Source organism: Deinococcus sp. KSM4-11, from assembly GCF_004801415.1.
GTDB lineage: Bacteria > Deinococcota > Deinococci > Deinococcales > Deinococcaceae > Deinococcus.
In genome coordinates, this window is sequence record NZ_SSNX01000001.1 from 221525 (window position 1) to 237363 (window position 15839).

The window sequence follows — 15839 nt, forward strand, 5'->3', positions numbered from 1 at the left end:
CCGCGGGGCGCTCAGGCCGGCTGGACTTCGCTCGTGCCGGGCCGGGCGTCCAGGACCGCGTCCGGCACCCCGTCCAGCGCGGCCCGGACGACGTCCAGTCCGGCGCCGGGCCGGTGCCCGTGCTCGCTGAGCGTGCGTTTCCAGTGGCGCGCTCCGGGCTGACCCGTGAACAGCCCCAGGGTGTGCTTCATCATGCGGTTCAGGGGCTGGCCCTGGGCGAGGTGCGTTTCCACATACGGCAGGAACGCCTCGATCGCCTCCCGGCGCGTGACCGGGAGACCCTGCTCGCCGAACACGTCCTGATCCACCCGCGCCAGGATGAAGGGGTCGCCGTACGCGGCGCGGCCGATCATGGCGCCGTCGGCCCAGGCCAGCGCGTCCTGCGCGGCATCCAGGCTCAGGAGGCCGCCGTTCAGGATGACCGTCAGGTGCGGGAAGTCGGCCTTCAATTGCCGCACCACGTCGTGCCGCAGCGGAGGAATCTCGCGGTTCTCCTTGGGCGACAGGCCCGAGAGCCACGCCTTGCGCGCGTGCACGATGAAGGTGTCGCAGCCGGCCGCCTCGACCGTCCGCACGAAGGCCGTCAGGTGGTCGTAGCTGTCCAGATCGTCGATGCCGATGCGGTGCTTGACCGTGACCGGCAGGGTGGTCGCGCCGCGCATCGCCTCCACCGCGCGGGCCACCACGTCGGGCGTACCCATCAGGCAGGCGCCGAACCTGCCGCTGCTCACGCGGTCGCTGGGGCAGCCGCAGTTCAGGTTCACCTCGTCGTACCCCATGCCCTGTGCAATGCGGGCGCACTCGGCCAGCGCGGCTGCGTCGCTGCCGCCCAGTTGCAGGGCCACCGGATGCTCCACGGCGTCGAAGCCCAGGTGCCGTTCCCGGTCGCCGTGAATGATCGCGCCGGTCGTGACCATCTCGGTGTACAGCAGCGCCCGGCGCGTCAGCGTGCGGTGGAACACGCGGCAGTGCCGATCCGTCCAGTCCATCATCGGCGCGACGGACAGCCGGTGGGGCGGCAGTGGCGTGGGCAGGAGGGAAGCGGCCATCAGCCGCACAGTGTAGGGCACGCCCCGCCTGCGGAACGTGCCCTGGTCGCAGCACTCAGCCGCCCTGGCGGTCGTCGTCGTTCGGATCGGTTCCGAAGCTGGTGCCGGTGTCCATGACCGGGCGGTCGCCATCCACGCCCGGCACTGCGTTTCCGTCCCCCGCCGTGGACGAGCCGACGGGCGTGTCGGTCGAGCCGGTCTCGGAGTCGTCATAGTATCCGGCGCGGTCGCTCATCCCGTTGCCGGCGTCTGGCGGCAGGCCGCCCTGCTCATCGTGATTTTTGGTCATGCCTGAACCCTACGCGCCGCGGGTTCCCTGTCGGGAAGCGGCGGCTTCATCAACGGTTACGGCTCCTCCAGCCCCGTCGGAACGCTGCCGCCCAGCGCCACCCAGGCTTCCAGCAGGTCGTCCGGCGCGGGCGCGTGCAGATGCAGCATGTCGCGCGTGACCGGGTGCGGAATATCGAGGAACTGCGCGTGGAGCGCGTGCCGGGGCATGATCTCGCTGCTGCGTCCGTAGACGGGGTCACCCAGCAGCGGCGATCCGAGATGCAGCAGGTGCACGCGGATCTGGTGCGTCCGGCCCGTGCGGGGCTGCGCACGGACGAGCGCCAGCGTGCGGCCATGCCCGTCCTTATGCGCGGTCAACGGCGTGAACAGGGTCTGCGCGTCGCGGGATTGACTGCCGCCCACCGTCATGCGCTGGCGCTGCACGGGATGCCTCCCGATGGGTGCGTCGACCTGTACGGGCGCGTCGGCCTTCCAGGTGCCGGCGGCAATCGCCAGGTAGGTCTTGCGGGTGTCGCGGTTCTTGAAGGCGGCGGCCAGCCGGGCGTGTGCCTGCACGGTCTTGGCCACCACGATCACGCCGCTGGTGTCCCGGTCCAGCCGGTGGACGATGCCGGGCCGGAAGCCGTCCGGGCCGTCGAAGCCCTCCTGTTCGGGCAGGGTCGTGCGGCCCAGCAGGGCGTTCACCAGGGTGCCGGTGCTCACGCCGGGAGCGGGGTGGGTGATCATTCCGGCGGGCTTGTTCACGGCGATCAGGTGCTCGTCCTCGAACAGGATCTCCAGCGGCACGTCCTCCGGGGCGACGTGAGAGTCAGGAGGAGCGGGAACCTGCACGCTCAACGGTTCGCCGCCCCGCAGCTTCGAACTGGGTTTCAGGGCAGGTACGCCGCCCACCAGCACGAAGCCCCCCGCGATCCATCCGGCCACCTGCGAGCGGCTCTGCCCGCTTAGCGCCGACAGCACCGCGTCCAGACGGCCGGGCGTGGCCGTGAACGTCAGCGGGGCGGAGGCATCGGTCATCCGGGCAGTGTACCCGCTGCTCCGCGTGGTTTCCCGGCCTGCGCGTGCCGCCGCACGGCCACCGTATACGCCTCGTCCAGCAGGGGCCGCAACGTGGCCACGGTCGCCTCACTGGGGCTCAGCACGCACACCCACGACATCGGCGCGTACATCGGGTGCGGCAGCAGCGTGTCCAGCACCGTGAAATCATGCTCGGTGTCCACCAAGCCATCCGCGCCGGACCGGGGGTGCGGCCCGAAGTGTGCCCTGTACGTCTCGGGCCGCACCCCCATGTTCAGACGGTACACGCCCGGCCGGGATAGGTTCGACACCTGATCGTGGGCGTCATCCGGCACCACCGTCACGAAGGGCTGCTTCCGCTCAGGCGGCAGGCGACCGTCCGGGTCGTACATCACAAACACCGTGCCGCCATGTTCCAGGAACTCGGCGCCCGGGTAGAGGTGGCGGAGGTGTGCCAGCAATTCGGCCTGATCCATAGCGGCTCCTCGAATGCCAGGGACAGCGTCCTGGATGGGAAGAAGGGACGTGAGGTTCTGCGCCGACGGCTCTATCGTCCATGAGTGAAGTGAGAGAAACCCGGGGCAGAAGCTTCATCCGGTCTTTAAGGAGTGGCCTCCGTCAGTGCGATCAACGCTTCCGCCAGCTCCGTCACCGTTCGCCGGGAGGTATCGAATTCCACATCTGCGCCACGGCGCAGCAGCGGCTCAACGTCCCGCAGGAAGCCGAGGATGTCCGCCCGCTCCTCCGGGGTCTTCCCATATGGATTGGTTGTCCGGCCTGCCACGCGCGCCAGGATCACCTCTGCCGGAGCACTGAGCAGCACGACCTGCTCGAACCGTGGGTAGAACGTTCCCTGGTTCGCCACGCAGCCGCTCACGAACAGTGGCCGGGTGCGCGGGCGTTCCAGCAGTTCCGCCATCCGGTCTTCCCGCCACAGCCAGCCCGCGTCCTCGGAGCCCGGCAGGGCACCCCACACGCACCAGTCGTCCACGTCCGTCTCGACGACCTCGTATCCTCGGTGCTGCAAGACCACCAGCACAGAGGATTTGCCCGTGCCGGACATGCCGGTGATCAGGAGGCGCGGGGCCATCACGGGCGGCCGAACTCCACGGCGCGGATGGCGAGCCCTCCGTCCCCAGCACCGACGACCACCGTCATGCCCTCGCTGGCGATATTCCCCCCGATGGGCACGTAGTACCAGCCCAGGTCGCCGGGCCGCGCGTCCGGCAGGAGGGTCGGGTTCATGAACATCGGCCGTTCGATGCGACCCTCCTCCCAGTCGAGCGGCACGCAGGCCTCGAACTGCCCGGCCAGTTCTTTCACGCTCAGCGTGTTTCGCACCTCCGGCGTGAGCATGGCGTGGGCCTCCCCGTACTGGCGGTCGAGCAGCAGGGAGGCGAAGCGCACGGCCAGCGCCTCGGCCGGTGGGGAAGAGGTCGTCATGGCACCAGTCTGCCGTGCATCAGCGCAGCCAGTCTCCGCCGACTTCCTCGACCTTCTTGCCCTCCAAGTCATCCACCTCGTCCTTGCGGGTGGCCCACGCGGGGAAGGGGTAGTTGATGAGCACGGGGTTGGGCACGTCCGGCTGCGACACGAGCATGGTGCCGGGTTGCAGGATGCCGGCGCGGGCGCGGAAGCTCTGCGGCAGGAAGCGGTATTCGGGCCGCTCCGCTTCGGCCAGATCGAGCCGCCCGACCACCCGGATGGCGGCGTTCGACACGATGCGGCGTTCGACCTCGCTGGCGGTCTGCTGCGCGCCGATCAGGATGATGCCCAGGCTGCGCCCGCGTTCCGCGATCTCCAGCAGGATGTCCTTGATGGGGCTGCTGTCGTCGCGCGGGGCGTACTTGTTCAACTCGTCCAGCACCACGAACACGGTGTCCTGCCGCCCGTATTTCTCCTTGTGCTCGAACACCTCGCGCAGCAGCACGCCCACCACGAACATCTGGGCCGGGCCGGACAGGTTGTGGATGTCCACCACGCTCAGTTGCGCGCCACGCAGCAGGTTCGGGCGGAACCGCTCGGCCTCAGCGGGCGTCAGGTCACCCCGGACGAGCGGGTTCAGGTGCTTCTGGACGCCCCGCAGCCGCCGCGTGAAGGCCCGCAGCGTGCCCGGCGACTGCTTGAGCACCCACTTCGGGTCGCCCTCGCCCTCCCGGTCTTCGAGCAGTTTGAATTCCATATAGCTGATGAGCTGCTCGAAGGTGCGCAGCGTGACGCCGCCCATCTCTGTGAAGCTCAGTTCCTCCAGCGGCCCGCTTCCCAGTTCGGCGCCGTCCTCGGGCGTCCAGTCCTCGACCGTCAGGCCCGGCCCGGTCTGCCCCTGCGCCAGCCGCGCGAGTTTCTCCTCGACGTTCCCGATCACGAAGCCCAGGTTCAGGCTGCTGCCCGCGTCGCTGAACACGAAGGGCAGCATGCGGCGTTCGCAGAATTCCCGCAGCGTGAACACGAAGGGGGTGACGCCCGCCGAGCGCTGATCCGTGTGCGGCGTGATCGCGCCGCTGACCGAACCGGGGCGCGGCGGCGCCAGGAACTGCGTGTCCCGGAACGGCGTGCGCGGCAAGTCCATGATGGTGTAGCGGTCGGCCGCGAGGCCCTTTTCCGTCTGGGCCGTGCGTTCCTTCTCGTCCAGCTTCCGGTTGGGCTTGTCGAGGAACATGAGGTCCTCGCCCTTCACGTTGAAGATGATGGCCTTGCCGCCCGCGCTGCCGGTCATCTGTCCGCCGCTGGCCTGCGCCACTCGGTCCATGACCCCGCTGCGGAAGATCGAGTGCAGCAGGAACAGCGCGTAACTGGTCTTGGTGGCCACCCCGGAAATCCCCGAGATGTTGATGTGCCCGCCGCTCTCGCCGTTCACGAAGCGGAAGTTCAGCGGCAGCGCCTGCCCGTCAGCCAGCAGCCCGACGGGGAAGGCGGCCTCCTGCATCTTGTCCGCGCTCAGGGCCATCTTCAGGTCATTGCCGCGCGCGTGTCGCACGAGGTCGCCCGGCTGTGGCGGAATGAAGTGCTCGGGATCGACCCGCGTGACCAGCACCCGCGCGGCGTAGCTGACGCTGGCGGGCAGCACGCCCGCGACCACATCTTCCACGTCCGACTCGAAGGTCACGCCCTCGTGCCGTTTGCGGACGTTGTCCACCAGACCGTAGAAGGTCACGGCCTTCCCGTCGGGACGCAGAGTCCGGACGGTCACCAGATCGTCGAGCTGCACGCTCGCGCCGCTGCTCACCGCGAACCAGAAGACAGTGGGGGTCACGTCCTCGGTGCCCAGCACCATGCCGATCCGGGGCGATGGGGCCGCAGTCACGGTTGCCCGCCGCTGGGGGCCGGGGGTCGCCACCGCCGGTTTGGTGCTCTGTGCGTCACGCCACCGCCTCCGGCCCGAAGGTCTGCGCGATGTGCGCGCGGATGCGGCGGGTGACGAGCTCCGGGCTGCCCATGGCGCGGCCCATGGCGTGTTCCAGGGCCGCGGTCGGGATCAGGTTCTGCGGCGCGCGGGGGTCTTTGTGGGCCTTGCTGCCCAGTTTCAGCAGCAGCGCGCCGGACAGGCTGGCGACCGCGCGCACCGCCGGCGGGAGGAAGTCCGGTTCCTCCGGCGCGTACATCTCCAGCCGCATCACGCCGCTCATGGGGTGCTGGTAGAAGGCCGCCTCGCACAGCCGGACATACCACGTGAAGCGCGTGGTCTTTCCAGTCTCGGACGTCAGGTGCATGATCGGCGTCCGCTCGCCGGGCTTCAGCGCGCTCAGCAGGCCCACGCGATCTGCCGGAAGGTACTGCGTCTGCATGGTCTTGACATAGCCGACCACCGCGCCGCCCAGATTCACGCCGCTGCGGCGCAGGGTGCCGTCCTGCAGGGTCAGGGTGCTCAGCGGCTCACGGGGGTCGTGCTCGTCGAGGGGCACGGCGGAGGCGTAGCGGTGAGACAGTTCCTGCTCGGCGTCGAGCATGAGGGCCTGCACCTTGTGCTGCGGCGCGAGCGGATCGGCCGAGGCGGCGGCCACCGGGGGGTAGTGCAGGCGCCCGGTGTGCGGGTCGCGCGGCGAGAGGTCGCACGGGTCGAGGCGCAGGCCCGGCGCGTGCGCCAGCACCCGCGAGGCCAGCACGTCACTCAGCTCGGCGGCCCGCGAGCCGTGCGGGCAGAGGTTCACGGCGCCCACCACGAAGGCCCCGAAGCCGCCCACTCCTGCCTCACCCCGCTGATCCTCGATGAACACGCGCGATTCCATGCGGGGTTTGCCGTCCACGACGTACACGGTGTGCAGTCGCTCCGGAATAGGGCGGGGCGGGATGGCGGCCCAGCGTTCGGTCTCGATGTCGATCAGTTGCCCGTCGAAGGCATTCAGGCCCAGCTGCCCGCCCTCGAAATCCACGGGCCAGGGGTCAAGGCGGATTTTCACCCGGACATTCTAGAGCGGCGTCTCCGTGGTCGCCCGACAGGGTGGCTGCAAAGACAACAACCCGCCGTGTGGGGCGGGTTGGCCGGGGGGGCTGGTGGGGTCAGCTGTGGTAGCCGCTCAGGAACCGCAGGCGCTCCTCGTCGGTCAGGGTCAGGCAGCGGTACGCGGGTGTCAGGAGGCCGTCGTCGCGCATCTCGCCGATCAACTTGCTCACGCTCTCCCGGGTAGCGCCGGTGCCCTCGGCGATCAGTTCGTGCGTGGCCCGGACGTACCGGACGCCGTCGGCGTGCTGGCCGCCCAGGGTGGAATCCGCGAGGTTCAGCAGGTACCGCGCGATGCGTTCGCGCAGGTCGCCGTCCTGAATGTGTACGCCGTCGGTCATCATGCGCTGGAGCTGTGCCGACAGACTGCGGGTCACGTCCCACACGTCGGCGGGGCTGAGGTGCTGTGGGTGGATGGGCGTCAGCACGGCGTCGGTGAGGGCCACGACCTGATGCGCCCGTGTCTGACCATGCAGCGTCTCCTCACCAAAGACATCACCGGGATGGATGTGGCGAACCGTCAGGTTGCGGCCCTGGGGCGTGAGCCGGACGGCGCGCATCAGTCCGGATTCGAGGCGGTACAGGCTGGGGGCGCTGTCGCCGGCGTAGTACAGGGTCTGGCCCCGGCGGACGGTGCGGGTGGCGTCGGTGTGGTGGGGGTGGGCGGGGGCCGTGGGGCTCGTATACGTCATATCCGCTCCTGATCCGGTGGGTCCGTGGCTGGACGCCGGTCACCGCCCCAGGGGACGGGTCGCTTGTAGATGCGACTGTATAACCTTTGTACAACCCTGGTCAACCTGTGAGAGCAAGCCTGAACACTGCCTCAAGGTTCTGGAGCGGGCCCTTCAGCTGAAGACGTCCAGGCCGTCCAGCACGACACTCGCGTGTGCCTCGACGGTCAGTGCGTGATCGCGGTTGTACCCGCCGGCCATCATTGTCACCACCGGCACATCGGCCTTCCGTGCCCACGTCAGCACCGCCCGATTCCGCTCGCGCACGCCGTCCAGGGTCAGGGCGAACCGCCCGAACCGGTCGCCCGCCAGCACGTCCACGCCCGCCAGATACAGCAGCAGGTCCGGCCGGAAGGCGTCCAGCGCCGGGAGGGCCTGGCCGCGCAGCACGGCCAGGTACGCCGCGTCCGTCACGCCGTCGCCCAGGCCCAGGTCGAGCGAACTGTGCTCCTTGCGGAAGGGATAGTTGCGCTCGCCGTGGATGCTGAGCGTGAAGGCCCGGGACTCGGCCCCCAGCAGCGCCGCCGTGCCGTTGCCCTGGTGCACGTCCAGGTCGAGCACCGCGACCCGCCGTGCCAGTCCACCGTTCAGCGCCATGCGGGTCAGGAGCGCCGCGTCGTTCACCAGACAGAGGCCCTCGGCGCGGTCGCGGAAGGCGTGGTGCGTGCCGCCCGCCAGATTCGCGCCCCAGCCCACCCGCCGCGCATCGTGCAGCGCGGCCAGCGATCCGCCCGCCGCCCGGCGTGCCCGCTCGACCACGCCCGGCGACCACGGCAGCCCGAAGGCGCGTTCCTCGGCCCGCGTCACCTCGCCCCGCCGCCAGCGCCGCAGCCACAGCGGATCGTGCACCCGCCCGGCGTCCGCCCAGGGCAGCGCGGGCGTGTCCAGCACCGGCAGCAGAGGAGACAGCCGATCCCGAACGCCGGCGTACTTGTAAGACGGAAACCGGTGGCCTTCCGGCAGAGGGAAGTCGTACGCGGCGGGCGTGTACGCACGGAACCGTCCGGTGGGCGCAGTCATCCGCCGAGTCTGCCCGGAGACGTGGCCTCCGAGAGCGTGCCCGCCGACAAAGGGCCGCTCAGCTGTCCTCACGCAGGGCCCGCAGAATCCAGAAGCCGGCCACGTCCAGCACCGCCAGGAACAGCAGCGAGCCGATCCCGGCCAGCCAGTCGCCCCGCCCCGACTGCATGACCATGCTGAAGATCCCTCCCAGGTTCACGCTCACCAGCACCAGGATCAGTAGGCCCATGATCACGTCCGTCCCTCCCCCGGAACCGCGCTCACACGTTTTCGCATGGTCTCACTGTACTGGGCCGGATCGGCCCGGTGGCAGGTGAAAGGTCCACGCTGGCGTGCTGGAACGCTGCGCGCAGAGGGCCGTGCCCGCCGATCATGCCCCGGTCATGGCCGGTGTGGACACTTGTCCCAGGATGCGGCCCCGTTCCCGGAGCCTCGGGGAGCGGCCGTGTCGGAAGGAGGGAAGTCATCGGGGATCCGCCACAGCTGATCAGACCGGGGGCCATCCGGGCCTGCCCCCGCCGTTCCCACCCCGTGCCGGTCGCCCGGCCCTAACGGCCCGGCCGTCACCGCCGGGCAGGCGGTCGGCCCAGCGTCTCCACCCACGCCTGCAGGACTGCGCCAGCCGAGCACGGATCGGCCGTGCGGGCCTGCCCCATTCCCTGAAGGAGCGCACCATGACGAACTCTCGACGCAGGAACAACGCCGACCAGCCGGGCGAGACGCGCGGCGAATTCCGCTCCGGCCCGCTGGCCGGCACGGCGATCATGACCGGCCCGCACGTCCCGCAACGCGGCCTGCCGTGGGCCGATGTGGACGGCCAGGCGATCTTCGAGGGGGACATCGTCCTCGGCAGCGCCGCCGACCTGGCCGCCGCGCAGGGCGACGAGGGCACCGGACGGGCCGAGTCGATCGGGATCACCGGCCAGAGCTTCCGCTGGCCCGGCGGACGCATTCCCTACGAGATCGACCCGGCCATGCCCAACCAGCAGCGCGTGACGGACGCGATCGCGCACTGGCACGCGCACACCTCGATCCGCTTCGCGCCGAAGGCGGCGTCGGACATGAACTTCGTGCACTTCACGGGCGGCAACGGGTGCTCGTCCATGGTCGGCATGCGGGGCGGGCGGCAGGACATCACGCTCGGCAACGGCTGTTCGGCCGGGAACGCCATCCACGAGATCGGGCACACCGTGGGCCTGTGGCACGAGCAGAGCCGCGAGGATCGCGACACCTTCATCACCATCAACTTTGCGAACGTCGATCCCAGCACGCAGCACAACTTCACGCAGCACATCCAGGACGGCGACGACCTCGGCGCGTATGACTACGGCTCGATCATGCACTACCCGGCCGACGCCTTCAGCATCAATGGGCAGCCCACCATCGTGCCGCGCCAGCCCCTCCCGGCCGGGGTGGTCATGGGGCAGCGCACGGGCCTGTCGACCGGGGACATCGCGGGCGTGCGCGCCATGTACCCGCAGGTCAAGCCCATCAAAGAAGGCATCAAGGATATCCGCAAGGATCCCATCAAGGACATCCGCAAAGAGCCGGTCAAGGAGGGCCTCAAGGACATCCGCAAGGATCCCATCAAGGACGCTCCTAAGGACGGCATCAAGGAACCCATCAAGGACCCGATCCGGGACACCATCAAGGAGATCCGCAAAGACCCGGTCAAGGACGGGCACAAGGATCCGATCCGCGACACCATCAAGGAAATCCGCAAGGATCCCATCCGGGACACCATCAAGGAAGTCCGCAAGGATCCGATCTTCGACCGCATGCCCAAGGGCCCGGCCGCCGATCCCATCGGGCCGCCCGTGGGGCCGGTGCTGCCCGGCCGTGACCTGGGCGCAGGCGCGGGCATGACGCCCTTCGTGCTTGCCACGCCCAGCCGCGTGCCGAATTACGGCCAGATGGACGCCTTCACCCAGCAGGCCGACGAGCAGGCCCAGCTCCTGAGCGACTACGACATGGCCGCGCAGCAGCTGCAGGAACTCGAGGAGATGCTGGCCGAGGCTGAGGCCCACTACGCGCAGGTGCTCGAGGCGTACGAGGCCGCCGTGCAGACCGTGCAGACCCTCGGGCAGGGCTGAAGCGTGATCGCGGTCGTCTCCTACCCGGGCGAGGAGCACACGGACGACGTCGTGGCCCGCCTGCACCGCGCCGGGCGGGATGTGGTGCGCCTCGACCTCGCGGATTTCCCGGCCGCGTCGGGCCTGAGCTGCTCGTGGGAGCCGGGCGCGCCCGACGCGTACCGCGTGCACACCGCCGCCGGCGAGGTGAACCTGGCGGACGCCCGCGCCGGGTGGTGGCGGCGCGTGCGCGCCCACACCCTCGACCCGCTGGTGCAGGATCCGGACGCCGTGGCCTTCGCGCTGTCCGAGACGAACGAGGCGGTCAGCGGCATGCTCGACGCCCTGGGCTGCCCGTGGATGAACCCCCGCGAGGCCGACGCCGCCGCGCACCACAAGCCGCTGCAGTGGTCGGTGGCCCGGCAGGTCGGCCTGACCCTGCCGCGCACCCTGGTCACCACCCGCCCCGACGACGCCCGGGCGTTCATCCAGGATCTCGGGGTGGGGAAGGTGGTGTTCAAGGCCTTCATCGCCATCCTCGAGGCGTGGCGGGAGACGCGGCTGGTCGAGCGGCAGGATCTGGATCAGCTCGACTCGGTGCGCTTCGCGCCGGTCATCTTCCAGGAGTACGTGCCGGGCGTGGACCTGCGCATCATCGCGGTCGGCGACCGGCTGTACACGGCGGAACTCGATGCGCAGGACACCTCGTACCCGGTGGACATGCGCATGGTGATCGGCGAGGCGAAGGTCAGGTCCGCCGAGCTGCCCCGCGCGCTCGAAGACCGCCTGCTGGAGCTGCAGCGCCGCCTGGGCCTGGTGTACGGCGCGATCGACATGCGCCGCACGCCGGACGGCGAGTACGTGTTCTTCGAGGTGAACCCCGCCGGGCAGTGGATGTTCGTCGAGGAGCGCACAGGCCTGCCGATCAGCCAGGCGGTCGCGGATCACCTGACCGTCATGGCCGATACAGGCGCGCCGGAGGTCGTGCGCCGGTGAGCGGCACCCTGCGCGGGCACCTGCTGCTGCCGGCCGGGCCGCTGCCGGCGCAGGCCGCGCGGGTGCGCGTGGAACTGCGGGACGTGGGCGTGCAGGACGCGCCCGCCCCGCTGCTCGCCGCCGCGCAGTGGCAGAACGTGGATCTCGCGGGTGGACGGGTCGCGTACCGCGTGCCGGACGTGCCGGACCTGACCGGCCGGCAGGTGGCGGTGCAGGTGCACGTGGATCTCGACGGCAGCGGGCAGATCACGCCCGGCGACCTGCTGACCACCCGGCACGTGCCCGTCACGGACCTGCGCGCGGACGTGGACGTGCCCCTCACGCGGGTGTAGGCAGCCCGACAGCGCCTGACCTGCCGACTCCACCGGTCGCGTGTCACGGTGGGCGGACGCGTCGGGCGCCCACACTCACGTCCCCTGTTTCCGGGCAGACTGAGGGCCATGCCATCCGCCCTGCGGTTCCTGCTGCTTCCCCTGCTGGCCGTCGGCCTGAGCAGTTGCCTGCCCATCTCGGTCGGCCCACGCAGCCTCGCGCTCACGGCCATTGCCGACGACGCCCCCTGGACGATCCAGGACCTGCTCACGGCCGGCCGCGTGCCCCGGCACCTGCTGCGCTCCCTGCCGGATACCCTGGAACTCGCCCCGTTGGGAAGCGTGATCGTGGCGTGTCAGACCCGCGGCTCTCTATGGGGCCTGTGTAGCCACGTGACGCGCAAGGTCGGCCCGAACCTGCTCAGCGAGGAACCCGGCCCGCCCGGCAGCACGTCCCGCACCCGTCCCGTGAACAGCCTGCTGGGCCGTGACGTGGTGTTCGTGCTGGACACCGGCGTCCAGCCCGGCCAGCTTCTGGCGCTGCAGGCCCGCGCCGACGCCCTGACCGGCAGCGCCTATCTGCTCAACGGCGAGACCGACGGCTTCGACTGCGTGACCTACCAGAACGCCCTGCAACGCGCCCTGGGCCTCCCGGACGTCGGGCCCCTCAATCCCCGCTGGAATGCCCATCTACCCGGCGATGTCCTGGCCGTCCCGACCAACCACCTGCTCTGGGTGGGCGTGCGTGACCTGGGGGCCGTGCATGGCCTGGGCACGGCGGCCACCACCGGCGGTGCAGACCAGCACTGACCGGTCGTCCGGCAACGCGAAGCCACACGTCCGCAGCGGCCCACATCACACGATGGGCCGCTGCGGACAGACACGAGGAGTGGACGGGAGTTCAGCCGAGAACCGGGAGCAAGCGGGTTTTCAACGACACCTCCATGGGGGGGTGAACAGAGTATGTGGGGAGGTGCCCCAGCGGCGCTGTGAGAGACCTGACCGCCGTGCCCCACGTTCGGGGGCCCTGACGGGGGGGTGCTACCCTCCGGGGCGTGATCGACCGTTACCTGACCCCCGAGATGAAGGCCCTGTGGAGCGAGGCCAGCAAGTACCGCGCGTGGCTGAAGGTCGAACTGGCCGCCATGGACGCCCAGGCGAACCACGGCGAGGTGCCCCGCCGCGCCCACACGGCCCTGGTGCAGCAGAGCCAGGACGATCCGCTGGACGACGCCTTCGCCGAGAAGGTCGCGGAGATCGAGGCCGTGACCCGCCACGACATCGTGGCCTTCACCCGCGCCCTGACCGACCGCTACGGCGACGAGGCCCGCTTCATCCACCACGGCCTGACCAGCACCGACGTCGTCGACACCGCCCAGAACCTGCTGCTCGACGAGGCGCTGGGCCTGATCGTCACGGACGTGCAGGGGCTGCGCGAGGTGTGCCGCGCCCAGGCCGTCGCGTACCGGCACACGCCTACGGTGGGCCGCACACACGGTATCCACGCCGAGCCCATGACCTTCGGGCTGAAGTTCCTGAACTGGATGGCGACCCTCGACCGCGACCTGGAACGGCTGAACGCCGCCCGCAAGCGCGTGCAGGTCGTCATGCTGTCGGGCAGCGTGGGCACCTACGCGCACGTGTCCCCCAAAGTCGAGGAGGAGGTCGCCGCCGCGTGGGGCTGGCAGGCCGCCCCGATCACCAACCAGACGCTCGCCCGCGATCGGCATGCCGAGGTGCTGAGCGCCCTGGCCATTCTGGGCACCACCCTGGAACGCATTTCCGTGGAAATCCGCCACCTGCAGCGCAGCGAGGTGCGCGAGGCCATGGAACCCTTCGGCAAGGGCCAGACCGGCTCCTCGTCCATGCCGCACAAGAAAAACCCCATCCTGACCGAGAACGTGACCGGTTTTGCCCGGCTGCTGCGCGGCTTCCTGACCACCGGTCTGGAGAACGTGGCCCTGTGGCACGAGCGCGACATCAGCCATTCGAGCGCCGAGCGCGTCATCCTGCCCGATGCCACGGCCGCCGCCAGTTACGCCACCCGCCGCCTGACTGGCGTCCTGCGCGACCTGGTCGTGTTCCCCGAGCGGATGATGAAGAACCTGAACGACCTGGGCGGCCTGGTGTTCAGCCAGCGCGTCCTGCACGCCCTGATCGACGAGCAGGGCATGAGCCGCGAGGCCGCGTACGGCCTGGTGCAGCGCAACGCCCTGAGAAGCTGGGAAACCGGCGAGGGCCTGCGCGACCTGCTGAAGGCCGATCCCGAGAATCCGCTGGACGATGCCCACCTCGACGCCGCCTTCGATCTGCAGTGGTACCTGCGCCACGTGGACGACATCTACGCGCGGTTCGGACTGTAGGGTCTCGGAACACATACGATGACGCGCATGGACGCCGTCGCCGTGCCCGACACCGTTCGCGCCTATGGCGGTAGTCTCGGAGAATTTGGCCTCGGCTGGCTGAACGCGCTTCCCGGCACCGTCGACGGGCTCTGCCAGGACTGGGGCCTGCGCCGGGAAGCGGCCCTGCCCGGTGGGAGCCGTTCCTACGTCTGCCGCGTCACGACCACGGGCGGGCAGTCGGCTGTCCTCAAGGTCGCGCTGCCTGAACCCATGCTGAGCACGCAGATGGCCACCCTGATCGCCGCGCGCGGCCAGGGCTACGTGGAGGTGCTCGCCCACGACCTCCAGCGCGGAGCCCTCCTCATGGAAGCCCTGGGGGCACCGCTGGACGAGGACAGCGCAGACGTTCACAACGCGCTGACCATCACCGCCGGAACCCTTGCCCGTGCCTGGAAAGTGCCTGCCGAGTCCGTTGCCAGTCCGGGCGGTTCGACAGAACATAAGGCCGCTGGCCTGACGGCGCTGATCCACGGGTGCGTCCCTTACGCGCCTTCCATCACCGCCCCGGACGTGGTCACCCAGGCCCTCCGATATGCCGCCGAGCGCCTGGACGATCGTGATCCTGCGCGGCAGGTTCTCGTTCATGGCGATGCCCACCTCGGCAACCTGCTGCCGGTGTCCGGCCGTCGGCCCGGTGCCGAGACCGGCTACGTCTTCGTCGATCCCGAGGGCTTCCGGTGCGAACCGGAGTACGACCTCGGTGTCGCGGTGCGTGGCTGGAATGCCCGGCTGCTGGCCGCTGCCGACGCGCGGACGGAGGTGCGCTCGTGGTGCGACCTGCTGGCGCGCGCCACCGGCACCGACGCGCAAGCCATCTGGCAGTGGGCGTACCTGGAGCGCGTCACGAGCGGCCTGTACCTGGCCCGGCACGGCCTGCCCGAGCTGGCGGTTCCGTTTCTGACGGTTGCCGGGAGATTGCTGGAAGCCTGACCTCGCGCGCTGTCGCGCTGTCCGATCCGTCGGGCAGCGCCGGTGGTCGTGGTTTAGGGACGCTCAGGTGTCTCCCAGGTTCGGATTCAGGGAAGGGAAAGCGGCATTCATGCGTCAAGGGCGGGATCCCTTATCCTGCGCGTATGGGATTTGTCATCAGACTCCTGGTCAATGCGCTGGCCCTGTACCTGCTCACGCGGGTGTACGGCGGCGTGAGCTTCGCCCCCGGCGCCGACGTGGTCAGCATCCTGATCGCGGCGCTGGTCATGGGGATCGTGAATGCGCTGATCCGGCCGGTGTTGCTGCTGCTGTCACTGCCCGTGAACGTGCTCACGCTGGGCCTGTTCACGCTGGTGGTGAACGGCGTGGTGCTGTACCTCGTGGCGGCGGTCACCGCCCTGAACGTGAACGGCTTCGGTGCGGCAGTCATCGGCGCGCTGATCCTCACCATCATCTCGTGGGTGCTGGACGCCATCGTGGGTGCGGCCGGGCTGGAGGGTCGGGACGGGTGACCGGTGGACCGGCCGCGCCGCAGCAGGAAACGCTGACCTCCGACGCGGCGACGCCGCCCCTGTACCT

At 69.9% G+C, this 15839-nt stretch carries 18 protein-coding genes; 7 read left to right on the forward strand and 11 right to left on the reverse strand.

Features of this window, described 5'->3' with window-relative positions; all coding sequences use genetic code 11:
- Positions 1–11: 11 nt before the first annotated feature.
- The 11 genes from dusA to E7T09_RS21775 form a co-directional block, all read right to left on the reverse strand.
- Positions 12–1049 (reverse strand): tRNA dihydrouridine(20/20a) synthase DusA, encoded by a 1038-nt coding sequence (gene dusA / locus E7T09_RS01135; protein WP_136387307.1) that lies wholly within the window; start codon positions 1047–1049, stop codon positions 12–14.
- A 55-nt stretch (positions 1050–1104) separates the two neighbouring features.
- Positions 1105–1338, reverse strand: coding sequence for a hypothetical protein (locus E7T09_RS01140; protein ID WP_136387308.1), 234 nt, complete (start codon positions 1336–1338; stop codon positions 1105–1107).
- Between the two features lie 56 nt (positions 1339–1394).
- Entirely contained in the window at positions 1395–2357 is a 963-nt protein-coding gene (locus E7T09_RS01145) for an RluA family pseudouridine synthase (RefSeq protein ID WP_136387309.1), read from the reverse strand.
- Positions 2354–2833 (reverse strand): DUF6194 family protein, encoded by a 480-nt coding sequence (locus E7T09_RS01150; protein WP_136387310.1) that lies wholly within the window; start codon positions 2831–2833, stop codon positions 2354–2356. Before E7T09_RS01150 ends, E7T09_RS01145 begins: the two co-directional genes overlap by 4 nt.
- A gap of 125 nt (positions 2834–2958) precedes the next feature.
- Complete coding sequence (locus E7T09_RS01155) at positions 2959–3447, reverse strand: AAA family ATPase (RefSeq protein WP_136387311.1); 489 nt, start codon at positions 3445–3447, stop codon at positions 2959–2961.
- A complete protein-coding gene (locus E7T09_RS01160; protein WP_136387312.1) occupies positions 3447–3800 on the reverse strand; it encodes a hypothetical protein in 354 nt (117 codons plus the stop codon). Before E7T09_RS01160 ends, E7T09_RS01155 begins: the two co-directional genes overlap by 1 nt.
- A gap of 19 nt (positions 3801–3819) precedes the next feature.
- A complete protein-coding gene (locus E7T09_RS01165) occupies positions 3820–5631 on the reverse strand; it encodes an ATP-binding protein (protein WP_136388414.1) in 1812 nt (603 codons plus the stop codon).
- A gap of 85 nt (positions 5632–5716) precedes the next feature.
- On the reverse strand, positions 5717–6754 hold the full coding sequence (locus E7T09_RS01170; protein WP_136387313.1) for a DNA double-strand break repair nuclease NurA: 1038 nt from the start codon (positions 6752–6754) through the stop codon (positions 5717–5719).
- Between the two features lie 100 nt (positions 6755–6854).
- Positions 6855–7487, reverse strand: a complete 633-nt coding sequence (locus tag E7T09_RS01175; protein ID WP_136387314.1) for a Crp/Fnr family transcriptional regulator — start codon at positions 7485–7487, stop codon at positions 6855–6857.
- 153 nt (positions 7488–7640) lie between these two features.
- Positions 7641–8546: a histone deacetylase gene (locus tag E7T09_RS01180; RefSeq protein ID WP_136387315.1), complete on the reverse strand. Its 906-nt coding sequence runs from the start codon at positions 8544–8546 to the stop codon at positions 7641–7643.
- 58 nt (positions 8547–8604) lie between these two features.
- Positions 8605–8775: a hypothetical protein gene (locus E7T09_RS21775; RefSeq protein ID WP_168734630.1), complete on the reverse strand. Its 171-nt coding sequence runs from the start codon at positions 8773–8775 to the stop codon at positions 8605–8607.
- Positions 8776–9220: 445 nt separating this feature from the next.
- Here E7T09_RS21775 and E7T09_RS01185 point away from each other — a divergent pair, with 445 nt between their 5' ends.
- The 7 genes from E7T09_RS01185 to E7T09_RS01215 all read left to right on the forward strand — a co-directional run bounded on the left by E7T09_RS01185 (position 9221) and on the right by E7T09_RS01215 (position 15772).
- Positions 9221–10639 (forward strand): M12 family metallopeptidase, encoded by a 1419-nt coding sequence (locus E7T09_RS01185; protein ID WP_136387316.1) that lies wholly within the window; start codon positions 9221–9223, stop codon positions 10637–10639.
- 3 nt (positions 10640–10642) lie between these two features.
- Positions 10643–11614 carry an MvdC/MvdD family ATP grasp protein gene (locus tag E7T09_RS01190; protein WP_136387317.1) on the forward strand — a complete coding sequence of 324 codons (972 nt, stop codon included), beginning with the start codon at positions 10643–10645 and terminating at the stop codon, positions 11612–11614.
- A complete protein-coding gene (locus E7T09_RS01195; protein WP_136387318.1) occupies positions 11611–11946 on the forward strand; it encodes a hypothetical protein in 336 nt (111 codons plus the stop codon). Before E7T09_RS01190 ends, E7T09_RS01195 begins: the two co-directional genes overlap by 4 nt.
- Before the next feature lie 108 nt (positions 11947–12054).
- Positions 12055–12735 (forward strand): hypothetical protein, encoded by a 681-nt coding sequence (locus E7T09_RS01200; protein ID WP_136387319.1) that lies wholly within the window; start codon positions 12055–12057, stop codon positions 12733–12735.
- A 245-nt stretch (positions 12736–12980) separates the two neighbouring features.
- Complete coding sequence (gene purB / locus E7T09_RS01205) at positions 12981–14288, forward strand: adenylosuccinate lyase (RefSeq protein ID WP_136387320.1); 1308 nt, start codon at positions 12981–12983, stop codon at positions 14286–14288.
- Between the two features lie 27 nt (positions 14289–14315).
- Positions 14316–15260 (forward strand): aminoglycoside phosphotransferase family protein, encoded by a 945-nt coding sequence (locus E7T09_RS01210; protein WP_168734647.1) that lies wholly within the window; start codon positions 14316–14318, stop codon positions 15258–15260.
- A gap of 143 nt (positions 15261–15403) precedes the next feature.
- Positions 15404–15772 carry a phage holin family protein gene (locus E7T09_RS01215; RefSeq protein ID WP_136387322.1) on the forward strand — a complete coding sequence of 123 codons (369 nt, stop codon included), beginning with the start codon at positions 15404–15406 and terminating at the stop codon, positions 15770–15772.
- Positions 15773–15839 lie beyond the last annotated feature (67 nt).

Bases quoted from the DNA above. Each gene is read 5' to 3' on its own strand.
- dusA (WP_136387307.1), bottom strand. From the start codon at position 1,049: ATGGCCGCTTCCCTCCTGCCCACGCCACTGCCGCCCCACCGGCTGTCC.
- E7T09_RS01140 (WP_136387308.1), bottom strand. From the start codon at position 1,338: ATGACCAAAAATCACGATGAGCAGGGCGGCCTGCCGCCAGACGCCGGC.
- E7T09_RS01145 (WP_136387309.1), bottom strand. From the start codon at position 2,357: ATGACCGATGCCTCCGCCCCGCTGACGTTCACGGCCACGCCCGGCCGT.
- E7T09_RS01150 (WP_136387310.1), bottom strand. From the start codon at position 2,833: ATGGATCAGGCCGAATTGCTGGCACACCTCCGCCACCTCTACCCGGGC.
- E7T09_RS01155 (WP_136387311.1), bottom strand. From the start codon at position 3,447: ATGGCCCCGCGCCTCCTGATCACCGGCATGTCCGGCACGGGCAAATCC.
- E7T09_RS01160 (WP_136387312.1), bottom strand. From the start codon at position 3,800: ATGACGACCTCTTCCCCACCGGCCGAGGCGCTGGCCGTGCGCTTCGCC.
- E7T09_RS01165 (WP_136388414.1), bottom strand. From the start codon at position 5,631: ATGGTGCTGGGCACCGAGGACGTGACCCCCACTGTCTTCTGGTTCGCG.
- E7T09_RS01175 (WP_136387314.1), bottom strand. From the start codon at position 7,487: ATGACGTATACGAGCCCCACGGCCCCCGCCCACCCCCACCACACCGAC.
- E7T09_RS01180 (WP_136387315.1), bottom strand. From the start codon at position 8,546: ATGACTGCGCCCACCGGACGGTTCCGTGCGTACACGCCCGCCGCGTAC.
- E7T09_RS21775 (WP_168734630.1), bottom strand. From the start codon at position 8,775: ATGGGCCTACTGATCCTGGTGCTGGTGAGCGTGAACCTGGGAGGGATC.
- E7T09_RS01185 (WP_136387316.1), top strand. From the start codon at position 9,221: ATGACGAACTCTCGACGCAGGAACAACGCCGACCAGCCGGGCGAGACG.
- E7T09_RS01200 (WP_136387319.1), top strand. From the start codon at position 12,055: ATGCCATCCGCCCTGCGGTTCCTGCTGCTTCCCCTGCTGGCCGTCGGC.
- E7T09_RS01210 (WP_168734647.1), top strand. From the start codon at position 14,316: ATGGACGCCGTCGCCGTGCCCGACACCGTTCGCGCCTATGGCGGTAGT.
- E7T09_RS01215 (WP_136387322.1), top strand. From the start codon at position 15,404: ATGGGATTTGTCATCAGACTCCTGGTCAATGCGCTGGCCCTGTACCTG.